The 16,056-nt window shown below is 45.1% G+C and carries 19 protein-coding genes; 1 reads left to right on the top strand and 18 read right to left on the bottom strand.

The window, feature by feature from the left end:
• Positions 1 to 7: 7 nt before the first annotated feature.
• Genes BMW59_RS13455 through BMW59_RS13445 form a run of 3 tightly spaced genes read right to left on the bottom strand, consistent with a single transcriptional unit; the run spans position 8 to position 1,373 of the window.
• Entirely contained in the window at positions 8 to 487 is a 480-nt protein-coding gene (locus BMW59_RS13455) for an NADH-quinone oxidoreductase subunit C (RefSeq protein ID WP_093053106.1), read from the bottom strand.
• On the bottom strand, positions 484 to 1,011 hold the full coding sequence (locus tag BMW59_RS13450) for a NuoB/complex I 20 kDa subunit family protein (RefSeq protein ID WP_093053102.1): 528 nt from the start codon (positions 1,009 to 1,011) through the stop codon (positions 484 to 486). The genes BMW59_RS13455 and BMW59_RS13450 overlap by 4 nt, the downstream gene beginning before the upstream one ends.
• Positions 1,002 to 1,373 (bottom strand): NADH-quinone oxidoreductase subunit A, encoded by a 372-nt coding sequence (locus BMW59_RS13445; RefSeq protein ID WP_093053099.1) that lies wholly within the window; start codon positions 1,371 to 1,373, stop codon positions 1,002 to 1,004. Before BMW59_RS13445 ends, BMW59_RS13450 begins: the two co-directional genes overlap by 10 nt.
• A gap of 1,406 nt (positions 1,374 to 2,779) precedes the next feature.
• Between BMW59_RS13445 and BMW59_RS13440 the strand changes: the two genes are divergently transcribed.
• Positions 2,780 to 3,334, top strand: coding sequence for a transposase (locus BMW59_RS13440; RefSeq protein ID WP_093053096.1), 555 nt, complete (start codon positions 2,780 to 2,782; stop codon positions 3,332 to 3,334).
• A 66-nt stretch (positions 3,335 to 3,400) separates the two neighbouring features.
• Here BMW59_RS13440 and BMW59_RS13435 read toward each other — a convergent pair whose 3' ends face one another.
• From BMW59_RS13435 to upp, 15 genes are all read right to left on the bottom strand, one after another.
• Entirely contained in the window at positions 3,401 to 3,625 is a 225-nt protein-coding gene (locus BMW59_RS13435) for a hypothetical protein (protein ID WP_093053093.1), read from the bottom strand.
• A 35-nt stretch (positions 3,626 to 3,660) separates the two neighbouring features.
• Positions 3,661 to 3,897 carry a hypothetical protein gene (locus tag BMW59_RS13430; RefSeq protein WP_093053090.1) on the bottom strand — a complete coding sequence of 79 codons (237 nt, stop codon included), beginning with the start codon at positions 3,895 to 3,897 and terminating at the stop codon, positions 3,661 to 3,663.
• Positions 3,842 to 3,988 (bottom strand): hypothetical protein, encoded by a 147-nt coding sequence (locus tag BMW59_RS21785; protein WP_177174338.1) that lies wholly within the window; start codon positions 3,986 to 3,988, stop codon positions 3,842 to 3,844. The genes BMW59_RS13430 and BMW59_RS21785 overlap by 56 nt, the downstream gene beginning before the upstream one ends.
• Positions 3,989 to 4,152: 164 nt before the next feature.
• Positions 4,153 to 4,560 carry a F0F1 ATP synthase subunit epsilon gene (locus BMW59_RS13425; RefSeq protein WP_093053087.1) on the bottom strand — a complete coding sequence of 136 codons (408 nt, stop codon included), beginning with the start codon at positions 4,558 to 4,560 and terminating at the stop codon, positions 4,153 to 4,155.
• 249 nt (positions 4,561 to 4,809) lie between these two features.
• Positions 4,810 to 6,222, bottom strand: coding sequence for a F0F1 ATP synthase subunit beta (gene atpD / locus BMW59_RS13420; RefSeq protein WP_093053084.1), 1,413 nt, complete (start codon positions 6,220 to 6,222; stop codon positions 4,810 to 4,812).
• 295 nt (positions 6,223 to 6,517) lie between these two features.
• On the bottom strand, positions 6,518 to 7,417 hold the full coding sequence (gene atpG / locus BMW59_RS13415) for an ATP synthase F1 subunit gamma (RefSeq protein WP_093053081.1): 900 nt from the start codon (positions 7,415 to 7,417) through the stop codon (positions 6,518 to 6,520).
• Positions 7,418 to 7,471: 54 nt separating this feature from the next.
• The gene (atpA, locus tag BMW59_RS13410; RefSeq protein ID WP_093053078.1) at positions 7,472 to 8,977 is read right to left on the bottom strand and encodes a F0F1 ATP synthase subunit alpha; all 1,506 of its coding nucleotides are present in this window, start codon (positions 8,975 to 8,977) and stop codon (positions 7,472 to 7,474) included.
• An 11-nt stretch (positions 8,978 to 8,988) separates the two neighbouring features.
• Entirely contained in the window at positions 8,989 to 9,543 is a 555-nt protein-coding gene (locus tag BMW59_RS13405; RefSeq protein ID WP_093053075.1) for a F0F1 ATP synthase subunit delta, read from the bottom strand.
• Positions 9,540 to 10,037, bottom strand: coding sequence for a F0F1 ATP synthase subunit B (gene atpF, locus BMW59_RS13400; RefSeq protein ID WP_093053071.1), 498 nt, complete (start codon positions 10,035 to 10,037; stop codon positions 9,540 to 9,542). The genes BMW59_RS13405 and atpF overlap by 4 nt, the downstream gene beginning before the upstream one ends.
• Before the next feature lie 96 nt (positions 10,038 to 10,133).
• Positions 10,134 to 10,355, bottom strand: coding sequence for a F0F1 ATP synthase subunit C (gene atpE, locus BMW59_RS13395; protein WP_093053068.1), 222 nt, complete (start codon positions 10,353 to 10,355; stop codon positions 10,134 to 10,136).
• A 126-nt stretch (positions 10,356 to 10,481) separates the two neighbouring features.
• Complete coding sequence (atpB, locus tag BMW59_RS13390; protein WP_093053256.1) at positions 10,482 to 11,183, bottom strand: F0F1 ATP synthase subunit A; 702 nt, start codon at positions 11,181 to 11,183, stop codon at positions 10,482 to 10,484.
• Between the two features lie 116 nt (positions 11,184 to 11,299).
• On the bottom strand, positions 11,300 to 11,680 hold the full coding sequence (locus tag BMW59_RS13385; RefSeq protein WP_093053065.1) for an ATP synthase subunit I: 381 nt from the start codon (positions 11,678 to 11,680) through the stop codon (positions 11,300 to 11,302).
• Positions 11,677 to 11,910 carry an AtpZ/AtpI family protein gene (locus BMW59_RS13380; protein ID WP_093053062.1) on the bottom strand — a complete coding sequence of 78 codons (234 nt, stop codon included), beginning with the start codon at positions 11,908 to 11,910 and terminating at the stop codon, positions 11,677 to 11,679. Before BMW59_RS13380 ends, BMW59_RS13385 begins: the two co-directional genes overlap by 4 nt.
• 572 nt (positions 11,911 to 12,482) lie before the next feature.
• Entirely contained in the window at positions 12,483 to 14,807 is a 2,325-nt protein-coding gene (locus BMW59_RS22285) for a S8 family serine peptidase (protein WP_281244274.1), read from the bottom strand.
• A 552-nt stretch (positions 14,808 to 15,359) separates the two neighbouring features.
• Positions 15,360 to 15,989: a uracil phosphoribosyltransferase gene (gene upp / locus BMW59_RS13370; protein ID WP_093053059.1), complete on the bottom strand. Its 630-nt coding sequence runs from the start codon at positions 15,987 to 15,989 to the stop codon at positions 15,360 to 15,362.
• Positions 15,990 to 16,056: the final 67 nt, after the last annotated feature.

Raw genomic sequence — 16,056 nt, 5'->3', positions numbered from 1 at the left:
GCACCCCCTAATCCAAGCCCAGGGCTTTTTTGTCTGTTATATAATCTTTTCTAAGCGGGTGACCTTCCCAGTCATCTTGCAGCAAAATACGTTTTAAACGCCAGTGACCAGGGAAATCAATACCAAGAAGGTCGTATGTTTCACGTTCCATATAGTCGGCTGATTTCCAGACAGGCTCAGCAGACATGACGGTCGGTTCTTCTCTGGATGTTTTGATTTTCACATACACATAGTGATCGAGAATAGTTGAGTAGAAATTATAGATGACTTCCATGTGCTCTTCATAATCCACACCTGTTACGCAGGACAGGAAGTCAAACTGCAGTGCTTCGTCGTCGTGGAGCAGTTTGGCAGTGGCTAAATCCCAATTTCCGGAATCGAGGACGATCATCGGCTTCCCGAAGTTGAGGACAGGTTCTTCAATCGTTTCTTTTCCGTGAAGGGTGTGAACTTTATTTACGATTAAGTCGAGAAGCTCCTGGCTCATCCTTCCGTCACCCTCTCTCCTTTAGCCTCCAAACGGATTTTTTCGCGCAGTTTATCGACGCCGTCCAGTAAGGCCGGTGGAGTTGGAGGACACCCGGATACATAGACATCGACTGGTACTATTTTATCGACTCCGTTTAAGACGCTGTAGGCTTCTTTATAAGGGCCTCCGCAAGTTGCACAGGAACCCATAGCGATAACCCATTTCGGTTCAGGCATCTGATCATATAGTGTTCTTAAAACAGGAGACATCTTGCTTGTAACGGTTCCTGCGACAATCATGACATCGGCATGCCGCGGTGACGCTCTGAAAATAACCCCGAATCTGTCAAAGTCATACCGTGAGCCGCCTGTCCCCATCATTTCAATAGCGCAGCAGGCCAGCCCGAAACTTAAAGGCCAGAATGACCTTGTACGCGACCAGGCTTTCAACTGATCCAGTTTAGTGAAAAAGACATTCTTTTTTATGTCTTCCAAAACCCTTGGATCATACTTTTCTGATTCTTGAAATCCTTTTAGTTCCATTCTAGCACCTTCTTTTTCCAAGAATATGCAAGGCCCAAAGCCAGTATGGCGATAAAAATCAGCATCAAGTTCAGCCCGACCCAGCCAAGCTGGTCAAGTGCGACCGCCCACGGAATTAAGAAAACGGTTTCAACATCAAAAATGATGAATTCCAGCGCTACTATATAGTAGGCCACGTGGTAACGGACTTGTGCGTCCCCTTCTGGTTGGATCCCGCTTTCATAGGTGGTGATTTTCTCCGCATACGGGTTCTTAGGTCTTACAAACCTTCCAAACGTCAGAGAAACAACTGGAAGAGCAACCCCAAGCAGCATAAAGATTAATACGAGTATATAATTATCGTAATATGCTCCCAGCCCCATACCTTCACTCCCCTCCGGTAAAGTATTTTTTGCAATTCCAACTCACACTAAAATTATAACAAAGCAATGAAAATACTTCTATATTATTCTGAATTCTCAGATTAATAATGTAACTAAGTTGTTTATAGTGTTAACACTGTCACCGCGCGGTTTACGACGGGTGGAAAAATGTGGTGTATGTGTTGGTGCTATTAGGTTCAGAGAGTGTGTCGTGTGAATTTTCAGTATAATTTTAATGTTTTGAGCGGCGATAATTATTGTTAAGTTAGAATAATTATTTTTGGTGGCGCGAGAAAGGTGTTATGGTGATTTCGAAGCTCTGTTTGTTTTAGGTGGAAAATTGTGGAATTAATTTTTGGGCTTTGTGAATTGACTGATTATTTTGATATCTGTGAGAAAACGTTGTTGTTGCGCTCTTTTCGGACGCTTAAAGTAAACGTTCAACACTAAACAAACGATATAACAGGTGTTGGGGTTGAGTTGTAACAGGAGTCTTTACATACATTTTAAACGATTTTGTTGCAAAAATGTGACTTTTTATTGAATTTTTCTGGATGAAAACTGGGACTTTTATTTCCAGTCAGAACAAATACAATTTGGCTGTACTTTGACGGGGCTGCATGTCCGGCCACCACTATATATAAGCACTATTCGCTCTTTTTATGCTATCTTTTTTGCTCTCTCAAAAGTGTGGTGAGAGGATTATTTTTCTATTTTTTACATTAATTACTTGAGGGGCGGCAGGGGGGCAGGATGTTTGCAGGGGAAGGCAATGAAGTTTCGGCAATCATGGGAGGAGGACAATGACGCCGGGTTCACAATCAATCTCGGATGGCGCTAATAACGCAACGTTAACAATTAATCACGGGCGGTCCAAATACGCACGTGGAACACTAACAAAAATGGGTGAGCGACAATAGCAGGCCGCTCACAAACAATCATGGATGGTCGACAATAGCATGCAGCCGATAATTATATGAGTCAGGATGATCGGAAAATGCCAGAGGTTTTCAGCGAATTGTTTTTAGGGATGAAGCTTCGCTTGTAGATTAAAGGCCTAATATGCAGTTGAATTACGGGCGGGTTTATAGTATTATTTTCCTGTGACTCCTCACCCCTCGTTTTTTGAATGACGCTGATAGCTCCAGCTCACCCGTCCGACTCGGCTTTAACAAATCTGATTGGTCGTCTATTAACCCAGCAAAAGCCGTGTTGAATGTGCTGCTTCCTTTAAGCCCGTCTTTTATGGCCCCAGATTTAGTAAGCGCCTTGATTTATATCCATCATCTAATCGCAGTTTTTACACCTTGCCTCTCAGTAAGTTGCTTCGCCCCCTCTTTTGCAGTTATCCCCAACCGTGTTAAAAGCATCAATTAAATCAGTAATTTAAAAAAGGAGATGGTTTAATGCCGCATGTCCCGAGAAATTGGATTCCTAATGTTCATTATCACATTATTAGTCGATCAAATAGAAAGGATGCTCTCTTCAAAAATGAAGCTGATTACGAATTTTTTATTTTTCTCCTCGAAGAAACCTCTAAAAAGCACCCTTTTAAAATTGCCTCCTATATTCTTATGAGAACTCACTTCCACTTACTTTTACACTCTGAAACAATTGATTACTCCCAAATTATGTATCATATTAAAAAGAAATACGCTACTTATTTTAATAAGAAGTATAACCAAAGAGGCCATTTATTTGATAAGCGGTATTCTGCAAAGCCTGCTACTTCCACTCGCACATTATTATTTATGAGCAGATATATTCATTATAATCCAGTAGAAATTAATCTAGTTAAACGCCCAGAAGATTACAGATGGAGCAGTTTCCCTGTACTTCTAAAAACAGATGGAACTAACCAGCTTCCTGACTATATTAACTTTAATCCCTTATTCCAACAGTTTAGAGGAAATATTGAAGAGAGAAAAAGGGAGTATGTTTACTGGTGTAAATTCCATTGAATAGCTGTGGGAACAAGGGCACGGACATAAAAGGTAATTAGTTATTAAGTTTTTGGTATTTTGGATTTAAGGTCGCCCCCTGTTGATGTTCCTGTGCTGCTGTGCTTGCTTTTGGCAGCTGAATAATGCTTTGCCTGTTTCACCCATCTTTTTATTACCTCTTTTTGCTTCCGTTTGCTCTCTTTTTCGTCCTGATCCATTTGTTGGTGCTACACGCGTTGCACCTACCTTCTTTTTACCCTTTTTGGCTTCTTTTTGCTTTCGTTTGCTCTCTTTTTCGTCCTGATCCATTTGTTGGTGCTACACGCGTTGCACCTACCTTCTTTTTACCCTTTTTGGCTTTTTTTTGCTTCCGTTTGCTCTCTTTTTCGTCCTGATCCATTTGTTGGTGCTACACCTGTTCCACCTACCTTCTTTTTACCTTTTCTGCTTCTTTTTGCTTTCGTTTGCTCTCTTTTTCGTCCTGATCCATTTGTTGGTGCTACACGCGTTGCACCTACCTTCTTTTTACCCTTTTTGGCTTCTTTTTGCTTCCGTTTGCTCTCTTTTTCGTCCTGATCCATTTGTTGGTGCTACACACGTTGCACCTACCTTCTTTTTACCCTTTTTGGCTTCTTTTTGCTTCCGTTTGCTCTCTTTTTCGTCCTGATCCATTTGTTGGTGCTCCTGCGCCGCTGCGCTTGCTCGTCGCAGGGGAAGATTGCTACACGCGTTGCACCTACCTGACCACCGACACCATCCACCCCCCCACCTCCCGACAACTTCCTACCATACAAAAACGCTGTTTGCCTTTAGGCAAACAGCGTCTGTTTTGGTTGTTACATGCGGTTTTCGGAGACTTCCAGGCGGTTGATGGCACGTTTGAGTGCCAGTTCGGCGCGCTTGAAATCGACATTTTCCTTCCTGGCTTCAGCCAGACGGCGTTCGGCGCGTTCTTTAGCGGCGCGGGCGCGGGTAATATCGATATTTGATGGAAGTTCTGCCGATTCCGCGAGAATGTTCACTTCATCTGGACGGACTTCCATGAAGCCGCCGCTGACTGCGATGAGTTGAACTTTGGAATCTTTTTTGATGCGGATGGCGCCGATGGTAAGGGGCGTGACAAGAGGCAAGTGACGAGGTAAAATACCGAGTTCGCCTTCTTGTGTTTTGACGCTTACCATCTCTGTTTCTCCGCTGAATACACTGCCATCAGGAGTGACGACATTGGTTTGCATCGTCTTCATGGTTCATCCTCCTTATTAAAGGGACGATTCACCGGCTGGCCAGAGTGGTTTTATTCGGGTCTGCTGCTCAAGGTGCTTACCAGTCCGGCGCGGCGCAGGGCGCCGGGGGCTGGATATGGCAGCGGACACGGGGTGCGTTCATCCGGCATGGAAGGTCCTGGGCCCGCCTGGGCATGAGACCGGAGTGCCGGAGTATGGCCCGTGATTTTTCCCGGAAAAAATGGTTCTGGCCTTTGGGAATATCGCTTCCTATTGCATTTGTTTCGCGCGTTCTACGACGTCTTCGATGCGGCCGACGAGTCGGAAGGCGTCTTCAGGGATGTCGTCGTGTTTTCCGTCAAGGATTTCGCGGAATCCTTTGATGGTTTCTTTAACAGGGACATAGGATCCTGGCTGGCCTGTGAACTGTTCGGCTACGTGGAAGTTTTGTGACAGGAAGAACTGAATGCGTCGGGCGCGGCTTACTGTCAGCTTGTCTTCTTCAGATAGTTCGTCCATCCCCAGAATGGCGATGATGTCCTGAAGTTCTTTATATTTCTGAAGCGTAACCTGGACTTCACGGGCAACTTTGTAGTGATCTTCACCTACGATTTCAGGTGAGAGGGCACGGGAAGTTGATGCGAGCGGGTCTACGGCTGGGTAAATACCCATTTCGGATAGTTTACGCTCCAGGTTAGTTGTTGCATCCAAGTGGGCGAATGTTGTTGCTGGCGCCGGGTCAGTATAGTCATCCGCTGGCACGTAGATGGCCTGGATGGATGTAACGGACCCTTTTTTGGTTGATGTGATTCGCTCCTGCAGCTGACCCATTTCCGTTGACAATGTCGGCTGGTAACCTACCGCGGAAGGCATACGTCCTAAGAGGGCGGATACTTCCATACCTGCCTGTGTGAAACGGAAAATGTTGTCGATGAAAAGAAGTACGTCGGCACCTTTTTCATCACGGAAGTGCTCTGCCATTGTCAGTCCTGTCAGGGCCACCCGCATACGTGCTCCTGGCGGCTCGTTCATCTGACCGAATACCATGGCAGTTTTGCTGATAACGCCGGAGTCTTTCATTTCAAAGTAAAGGTCGTTCCCTTCACGGGTACGCTCCCCTACACCGGCGAATACTGAGATACCGCCGTGCTCCTGGGCGATGTTGTTGATAAGTTCCTGAATAAGTACTGTTTTACCTACACCGGCGCCTCCGAAGAGACCGATTTTACCACCTTTAACGTAAGGGGCAAGCAGGTCAACGACTTTAATGCCTGTTTCAAGAATTTCTGTCTGGGTAGACAAATCGTCATAGGCAGGTGCTTCGCGGTGAATTGGATCACGCGGCACCTCTGCCCCGATTTCTTCGTCGAGGTCAATGTTCTCGCCTAATACGTTAAATACACGGCCCAATGTGGCGTCTCCGACTGGTACGGCAATTGCTTTACCTTGGTCGATAGCTGCCATGCCGCGGACAAGTCCGTCTGTGGATGCCATGGCGATTGTACGTACGGTGTCATCGCCAAGATGAATGGCAACTTCCAACGTAAGATCGACGTCCACTTCGCCTGCAGACTGGGCTTTGTGTTCAACCTTAATTGCGTTATAGATCTCAGGCAGCTGGCCTCGTTCGAATTGAACGTCTACGACCGGACCAGTTACTTGAGTGACGCGTCCTTTATTCATCGTCTTTCCTCCTTCTTTACAAGACTAGGCTTATCGCCCGCAACGGCGAAAGACTTAGTCGCAGTTATACTTTCTTCCTTAAAGAAAGCTCCTTGAAAGTGTTACAAGACTAGGCTTGTCGCCCATAACGGCGAAAGCTTTAGTCGCAGTTATACTTTCTTCCTTAAAGAAAGCTCCTTGAAAGTGTTACAGACCAGGCTTATCGCCCGCAACGGCGAAAGCCTTAGTCGCAGTAAACTTTCGCTAATCCGGGAAACTAATTTATGTGAAGTGAAGGCGGTTCAGCCCGGGCCTGTTAGCTCTGGGCTGCCGCGCCGCCTACAATTTCGTTAATTTCCTGTGTAATTGCGGCCTGACGGGCGCGGTTATAGCTTAATGTCAAGTCGTCAATCATGTTATCCGCATTGTCTGTAGCAGAACGCATGGCGGACATTCGGGCTCCGAATTCACTTGCTTTTCCGTCAAGCAAGGCACCGAAAATTAAACTTTCAGCATAATGCGGAAGCAGCTGTTCAAGGATTGTCCCGGCATCCGGTTCATAAATATAATCCAGATTGCCGACCGGTTCACTTGACTCGCCGCTGTCTTCCGTATTTTCAACTTCTTCCCCAAGGTCAGTTAACGGAAGCAGTTTTGCTTCGGTTACCACCTGGCTGATCGCGCTGACAAAGTGGTTATAGTGCAGGTACACTTCGTCAAACAGTTCGTCTTCAAACATTTCTACTGTTGTAGCTGCGATGCTTTTAATATCGGTGTATTCAGGCTGGTCAGGCAGACCAGTGATCTCCTGGTAAATCGGCATGTTGCGTTTTTTGAAAAAATCGCGGCCGACTCGTCCGATCACAACAATACCGTATTCATCGGGAGAGCTGTGCCGTTTATTGATGAGGCGCATCGTTTCCCGCAATAGTCCGCTGTTATAGGCGCCGCAAAGTCCGCGGTCTGAGGTAATGACTATATAGCCGGTTTTCTTAATTTCCGGGCGGTCTTCGAGCATCGGATGGGATACCCCTTCCGTGCCTGCGGCAATGCTTGTAACAACTTCACGGATTTTATCAGTATAAGGCTGAAAAGATTCAGCTCTGTTCTGAGCTTTATTCAGCTTGGCAGCTGAAACCATTTCCATCGCCTTTGTGATTTGCTTTGTCTTTTTAGTGGAACTAATACGTGTTTTAATTTCTTTTAAAGAGGCCATCGTTCTTCACCACCTTCGTTTTGGAACTTGGAAAAAATCAGATCGTTCCGCTCTTTACTTTGCCTGGAATGTTTTCTTGAATGCTTCGATCGCCTGTCTCATTGCATCATCATCAGCAAGGTTGCCTGTCTCTCGAATATGGGAGAGAAGGTCCTTATGATTGTGCTCTAAGAACGTGTGCATTTCAGATTCGAAGCGGCCGATATCTTCTACTTCAACATCGTCAAGGAAACCTTTTGTTAAAGCAAAGAGGATAAACACCTGTTTTTCAACTGCAAGTGGCTGGTGAAGGCCTTGTTTTAGAACTTCAACTGTCCGTGCCCCACGATTAAGTTTAGCCTGAGTGGAGGCGTCAAGGTCCGATCCGAACTGGGTGAATGCCTCAAGTTCACGATAGGATGCCAGGTCAAGACGCAGCGTACCGGCAACTTTCTTCATCGCTTTAATCTGGGCGGAACCACCTACACGGGATACTGATAAACCGGCGTCAACCGCTGGCCGAACACCTGAGAAGAACAGGTCGGACTGAAGGAAGATCTGTCCGTCAGTAATGGAAATAACGTTCGTTGGAATATAAGCTCCAATGTCGCCTGCCTGTGTTTCAATAAAAGGCAATGCCGTTAAAGAGCCGGCGCCTTTATCATCACTTAGCTTGGCTGCACGTTCCAGCAAACGAGAGTGAAGGTAGAAGACATCACCCGGGAATGCTTCACGGCCCGGCGGACGTTTTAAAAGTAAGGACAATTCACGGTAAGCTGCTGCCTGTTTAGTTAAATCATCATAAATACAGAGGACATGCTTGCCGTTGTACATGAATTCTTCTCCCATTGTAACCCCTGCATATGGTGCAAGGAACAGAAGCGGCGCAGGCTGGGAAGCACTTGCTGTAACAACGATTGTGTAATCGAGTGCTCCATGCTGGCGGAGGGTCTCCACCACTCCGGCTACCGTGGATTCTTTCTGGCCAATTGCAACATAGATACATATCATATCTTCATCTTTCTGGTTAATGATTGTATCGATGGCAATGGCTGTTTTACCTGTCTGACGGTCCCCGATAATCAGCTCACGCTGACCACGGCCGATCGGAATAAGTGAATCGATGGCTTTAAGGCCAGTTTGCACCGGTTCGTGAACCGATTTACGGTCCATAACCCCTGGTGCCGGACTTTCAATTGGACGTGTTTTGCCGGTTTCCACAGGACCCATGCCGTCAAGCGGCTGTCCGAGCGGATTTACAACGCGGCCAAGAAGTTCGTCACCTACAGGAACTTCCATGATACGGCCTGTACGGCGCACCTCGTCCCCTTCACGAATTTCTGTAAACGGTCCAAGGATAATGATCCCGACCGTATTTTCTTCTAAGTTCTGTGCCATACCCATGACACCGTTAGAAAACTCAAGCAGTTCCCCGGCCATCGCGTTTTCAAGACCGTGAGCAACTGCAATCCCGTCCCCGACACGGATGACGGTCCCTACATCGTTAACTTCAATCTCTGATTGATAGCCTTCGATCTGCTTTTTTAACAGAGAGCTGATTTCATCGGCTCTGATGCTCATTTCGTTCACCCCTATCTACTAACGTTCCCGTGAATCATGCGCGCCTGAATGCGTGCAAGCTGGTTTGCGACGCTCCCATCATAAACGGTATCTCCTATACGGACTTTTAAACCGCCGATGAGCTCTTCGTCTACGATATTCTGAATCAATAATTTTGCTTTACCTGCGCGTTTAGAAAAAACGCCTGCGACAGCGGCTTGTTCTTCGCCGTTCAATGCTTTGGCTGAATAAACCGTTGCTTCGGCAATGCCCTGTGCTTCATTTGCAAGCTGTTTATAATTATCAGTCACGGCCTGCAGTACATCCAGCCTCTTGTTATCTACCATTAAAAGTAACAGATTCATAACAGATGGGCTCACTTTTTCAGAAAAAGTGTTCTTCAGGATGTTTTTCTTCTCTTCATTCGTCATTTTAGGGTGTCTGAACACTTCGTCAAGAAGGTTCGTATCCTTAAAGACTTGTGACACAATCTCAAGGTCGTTCGTTGTTTCGACGAGACTTCCTTGTTCCCGCGCAAGCTCAAACAACGCGTAAGCGTAACGGTAACCTACGGGATGTCTTCTCATAGGTCTTCGCCCACTTCCTTAAGAGTGTCCTGGATGAGCTTTTCCTGCTCTTTCTCATCGAGTTCTTTCTCGATGACTTTAGACGCCACAAGTACAGACAAGGTCGAAACTTGCTCACGAAGCGCGGAGATTGCTTGTTCTTTTTCTGTATTGATTTCAGCAAGCGCGTTCTGTTTCATGCGCTCTGCTTCTTTTCTCGCGTTTTCCAGCACCTCGTCCGCCTGCTGGTCACTCATTTTCTTAGAGTTTTCTACGATTTCCTTAGCTTCCTGACGGGCTTCCTGAATCGCTTCCCGTTGTTCAGCGAGGAATTTTTCTGATTCTTCACGGTTTTTTTCCGCGGAAGAAATCTGGTCTGCCACATGCTGTTCACGCTTTTCCATCATGTCCATGATTGGACCGAAGGCAAACTTTTTCAAAAGCAATAAAAGTACACCAAACGCTAAAATCTGATAAATGGCATTAATCCATTCGATTTCCGTTACATCAAACAACGAATTCGCCTCCTTTTTTCAGTCATTCATACAAAAGGAATGGCGAAGAGTGTATGATTTACGTTCTCCGCCATTTTTCATTCGAGACTTGTTTCCTTACATGTTACCTAATAATAAGAAGGCAATAACGATTGCGAAGATCGGAAGGGCCTCAACTAACGGTACACCAATGAACATAACTGTTTGAAGCGGACCGCGAATCTCCGGTTGACGAGTAATCCCCTGTAATGTACTTCTCACAACGATTGCTACCCCAAATGCTCCTGCCAGAGCTGCTAACCCTGCTGTAATTGCTACTGCAATAGCGACTGCACCCATAATAAAAATCCTCCTTTAAGTATTAAAAAATATAATTTTTTTTATTAAATAAAGTACTCTTTAAATATGTGTAAAGAGTTCTTATTCACAAAAGATGTTTGTTCCCCCGATTAATGGGGATACTGTTTAATGATCTTCACTGACTTTGTGTGCCATATAGACCATAGTCAGCATACAGAAAATAAAGGCCTGCAAAGAACCGATGAACACACTGAATGCCTGGAATACCACGAGTGGAATGAAGGCTCCAAACGCCCAGAAAACGGAAGAGGCTCCAAGCCCTACGAGCATAACCATAATCATTTCTTTCGCATAAATGTTGGCGTAAAGACGCATTCCAAGTGTTAAAGTGTTTGAGAAATCTTCAATCACTTTAAACGGAGCCATAAAAAAGGCTGGCCGGAAATAATCTTTCCCGTATTCTTTAGGCCCTTTCAGCTTCAGCCCGTAAATATGGGTGAGCACAATAACAAAGGCCGCGAGGGAAATGGTTAAGACCGGATTGGATGTAGGTGAGTTCCACCACACATCGTGATTAGCTGTTGCCAGTTCAAACGGCACCCCCATCATATTGGCTACGAATACATAAAGAATGATTGTAATACCTAACATGACGAAGTTCTTTCCCTGCTTCCAGTCCATCGTACTGTGAATAATGTTCTTGACGAACTGGACCAGATACTCCAAAGCATTTTGGGCACCGGTAGGGTACATGCGGATTTTTCTCGACATAAAAAATGTTACAAAAAAGACAATGGCCATGGCGACAGTAGTCAAAATTAAATTAGGAACATTCACCGTCATCCACGGAATACCAAACAAATCCATTTTGTAAAAATAACTATCCAATTCTTCTCACCTCTTTTCTGTATTGCAAAGAGCGGTCCCATGTGCTTAAGCCGCCGAGCCCCAAAGAAAGTCCGGGAACAGAGCCGCATAAAGGGTCACTCTTTAACTGCAAATGCTTTATGGTTGAAAATAGGCTCTATCAAGAGGATGATATAGGTCACAGCCAGTCCTATAATCACTCCTGTTAGATTTAAATACTGGGGAAACTGCTGAGCGGTAAACAGCGCAGCTACTACTATAATGATTCTTCCGAGAGTCCCGACAGAAAACCTGAATTTCCTGTCTGCCACTGATTTCCCTATACGTTTCACCTGGAAATATGTACTTAATAAATTCAAAAAGCTGAAACTCGCTCCGAAAGCCATCCCCCAGAAAAAAGCTGGTTCAGAACTGAACAAGGCTGCGAACAGAAGAATAAGGATAATGACAGCCGAGTAAATGGCGTAGCGCCTTACCAGGACTTTGATGTCGTTCATGATGAATCGTCCCCCATAAATTGGTGAACAGCCTGATAAATGCCGTAAACGGCTGTCGTGATACCGACCAGCAGTCCGATCACTATATACAGCCCGCCACCATCCAGCTGGTTATCCAGCCATCTCCCCCCGAAAACGCCAATTAAAATGGCTCCGACAAGATAAGAGGTAATCGTGGTCATTAACGCAAAAGCTTTCATTAATTGACGGTACTTTGACGGCTCAGACATCGTCCCCCACCTTGTCTTGTGAATGGGTGTTCACCCATTCGGTATTTTCGGAAAAATCCTCCCGCGAAACGAGTGGAAAATTGGTGGATATCCTTTGTAATCGTACAACAGTCAAGGATTTGTGTCAATATTACGAAAGCGACAGGCCTTATGTGTAAACGATTTAAAAGAATGCGTAAAACGCTTACACGTAAGTTCATAAAAATTTCAAAATTTGACCTTGCGCACGATTTATATTATACATAATTCTGTTGTGAATGTCTTTGGAATTTTCAAGAAAATTAAAGTCTGAATTTTCAAGAAAAAAGAGCCTGGGATAGAATTGCTCAAAAGCAGTTAATTGTCATAAATTGTAAAAAAACTACAGCTATAAAACGCAGCGAACTTTTATACACAGACGGCAACTCCGAGGTGTTACAGCACGCTAAGAGATTAGCCGAGTTAAAGTTCCTGTGCCTGATGCCGCGCTTATGATTTTCAGACTGCAGGCAAGCGTATGCCGAACAATTATTATGAAAAAAATGGCCCTCACATGAGAGCCATACATTTTTCCAGTTTGTCACCAGCCGTGGTTAATCACCTATATAGAGCATTTGTTCAATCGTATCTTCCTGCCCGTTTTTCCCGGCAAAAATCAGGGCTTTATATATCCCACCTGGCACACCCTTTACTTTAATCTCTTTTTCAAACATTCCTCTGTGCAGATTTTTTTCTGCATCGAGGTAAGTTATGAACTGGAAGGTATCCGGATCATAAAGAACTACTCCCATTTCATCGGCCCCTCCGGGCAGATACACTTCGTAATGGTACGTATCGGGTTCAGCCCCTTTTTCAAACATAAAAGACATAAGCCGGGGATAATCCGGTTCTTCTACGAAAAATAAATACGGGATATAAATCGTATCTCCCCCGCTTTTTACGGAAATTCTGTCATGGTAAATCCCTTCTTCAAACACAGCCGGAAACACATCAACAGTGACAGGCACTTCTGTTGTTTCACCCGGGTCTAAATAGGTGGAAAAAGGGACTTTCCATTGGATGCCGTCCGGTACTTCAAAAGGAGGTTCTACAGTATATTTTCGCCGCTTGTCTGAAAGGTTTTCTATAGTAAGAGTGACTTCCTTTTCAAGCCTGCTGTCGGTCCGCATCCATTGGCCGAAACTGATCTGGGCCGGATAAACAAGCGTGTCGGCAGCCAGGGCTTTGTCCACCTGAAGCCTCCCTGTCCCCTGGACGTGCGGAGGATGAAGATTGCCATCTTTATCTGTTAACGGCTTGGCTGTATTCATAAGAGCGGCCTTTATTTTTTCAGGAGTCCAGTCCGGATATTTTTGTTTTAACAGAGCCGCTGCGCCTGCGACATGAGGCGATGCCATACTTGTTCCATTTAAATCCAGATAACCACTCGGAACGGTACTGTCAATTTGGACGCCCGGGGCGACTAAATCCGGTTTTACCTCCCAAGTATGAGTTACAGGACCCCTGGAACTGAACGGGGCAATCCGGTCTTCTTCTTCCCGGTAAATGGTCCGAAGATGCTCATTTCCGTTTTCTTCAAGCCTTTTTGCCAGCCCTTCCCCCTCTTCTTTCGGGATACTGACGACAGGGAGATCAACCGGCTCTTCAAGCATACCCGCAAATTCTCCGGGCAGGTGGTTGTACACTATTAAGGCTTTAGCTCCCTTCTTTTTAGCTATTTTAGCTTTCCTTGTAAAACTGATCAAGCCCCGTTTTGCGAGGACAATTTTATTGGCGACGTCGATATTTTCATAATCTTCCTCTCTTCCAAGCTCTGCATTTATCACAGGATAAGAGCGGTCAAGCTTCCATTTATCAGCTTTCTGCATAGGCTGAACGGCTATTTCCCGTTTCCGGTCTGAATCTGTAATCAGATAAGGAATAAGCATCGGCGGTGTCGAGGCGCCTACAGAAATGGCTTTTGCTGAAGTGCCCGGGGAACCGACTGTCCACAGGCTCGGACCGCTGTTTCCGTTTGAAGTGACTGCTACGACTCCTTTTTCCACTGCTTTATCGAGAGCGATGCTGGTAGGCCAGTCAGGTCCGTTCACCGTGTTTCCAAGCGACAGGTTTATGACGTCAACCTCTTCTTCCACCGCTTTTTCAATTGATTCTATCACCTGTTCTGTCGTCCCCATTCCTGATGGGCCGAGTGCGCGATAGGCGTAAATGTCAGCTTCCGGCGCCACGCCTTTAAGCTTTCCGTTGGCAGAAATAATGCCGGCTACATGTGTCCCGTGAAGGGTTGGCATCCCCTGGTCTTTCTGCGTCTCCATTGGATCCTCGTCCTGATCTACCACATCAAATCCGCCTCTGTAATTATTTTTCAGGTCAGGATGGTTATAATCAACCCCTGTGTCTATGACAGCCACTTTTACTCCTTTTCCAGTGAGCTTATCGTTATCTCTTGTAAAAAGACTGTTTGTTTTGCCGCTTGTCCCCCCGATGAAAGGGACACTCTCGTCAACGTAAGGTTCATAGTAAGCTAATTCGTCCACCCGGTTAACGCCTGCCATTTCAGCAATATTTTCCACCTCATCGACAGGAAGCTGAATTGAAAACCCGTTATAAAGTGTGGAAAACAGTTTACGGACCTTTGCCCCTTCTATATTGCTTTCTATTTTTTCAGCCAGTCGCTCCGGGCTTGAAGAGGCTTCTATTATATAAACTCCTGTTTGTCCCTCAGTGGCACTGCTCGCTAAAGCGTCTTCCTCGAAAGCCGGCCGTTCGGGAAAGGTGACACTCCCGTCTTCTTCGGACGTTGCAGCAACACTGTATGCCGGCAGACAGGCGCCAATTAAAATAAATGCAATCAGTGTACAAAGAGTACCTAATTTGTACAGATAAGAAGGTAAAAAGTATTCATTGTATTTTTTCACAGGAAATCAACCTCTCTTTGTACTGGCTTCTGAACTATATCGTTTGCTGTGATCAGCCATTTTATGTGTAAGAGGCCGGATAAGGTCACTGGACATGGAAATTCACAAGGGGGATCTGGAAATTAGTGGGGGGTCTGTCCCCCCACTATGTCCCCCCACTAATTGAGAAAAAACTAAAACAGGTCGTAAAAGACGAACATGGTTTTATCTCTTTTAGTGCCTGTCAACTTAAGTGTTATAAGCTGTTCTACAGTAATAATTATTCTAAGTTACTGATAGAAGGGGGAAATTCGCTGATTGAATCATTTTTTCGCTGATAGAAATCATTTTTCGCTGATTGAACCCTCATTTTCGCCGATAGAGATGCTTTTTCGCTAATTAAATTGAATTATAACCGGCTTAACTGCTCTTATTCTTTGTAAAAGTTCATTTTCTTTATGTACAAAAACAAAAATCCGGAGAAATATCATCAGATGATATTTCTCCGGATTACTTTGTGACTATTTTTTGTGCCAGCCTTTTTCGTCCTTCTAATATAGGAAGCTGTTTGGTTTACTTAGTGCCGAATAAACGGTCGCCTGCATCGCCCAGTCCAGGTACGATATAACCTTTTTCATTCAGCTTCTCATCCATTGCAGCCAGGTAAATATCGACTTCAGGATGAGCTTTTTGCATCTCTTCAACACCTTCAGGAGCGGCAACAAGGCACATAAGTTTAATATTTTTCGCGCCGCGCTTTTTCATTACATTAATTGCCTCGATAGCTGAACCGCCTGTAGCAAGCATCGGATCAACTACAATCAGTTCGCGTTCCTCTATGTCTTTAGGGAGTTTCACGTAATATTCGACTGGTTTAAGCGTATCCGGATCTCGGTATAAACCGACATGTCCGACTTTTGCTGCCGGAATCAGTTCAAGAATACCGTCTACCATGCCAAGCCCCGCTCTGAGAATGGGTATAATTCCTAATTTTTTACCGGCAATCATATGGCATTTAGCCATTGCAACCGGCGTCTCTACGTCCACTTCCTTTAAAGGAAGTTCTCTAGTTATTTCAAACGCCATTAAGCCTGCAATTTCGTTCGTCAGCTCACGAAATTCCTTTGTCCCTGTTTCCTTATTACGGATGTAAGTCAGTTTGTGTTGAATAAGTGGATGATCAAATACATATACCTTCCCCATGAAACTCCGCTCCTTTATAAAAAATTAGCTTTTCAGCCTGTTTACAGCAGTTGTTACAAGCTTTCTT

The organism is Salipaludibacillus aurantiacus (assembly GCF_900111295.1).
Taxonomy (GTDB): Bacteria; Bacillota; Bacilli; order Bacillales; family Salisediminibacteriaceae; genus Salipaludibacillus; species Salipaludibacillus aurantiacus.
This window is presented reverse-complemented; position numbering and strand designations above follow the sequence as displayed.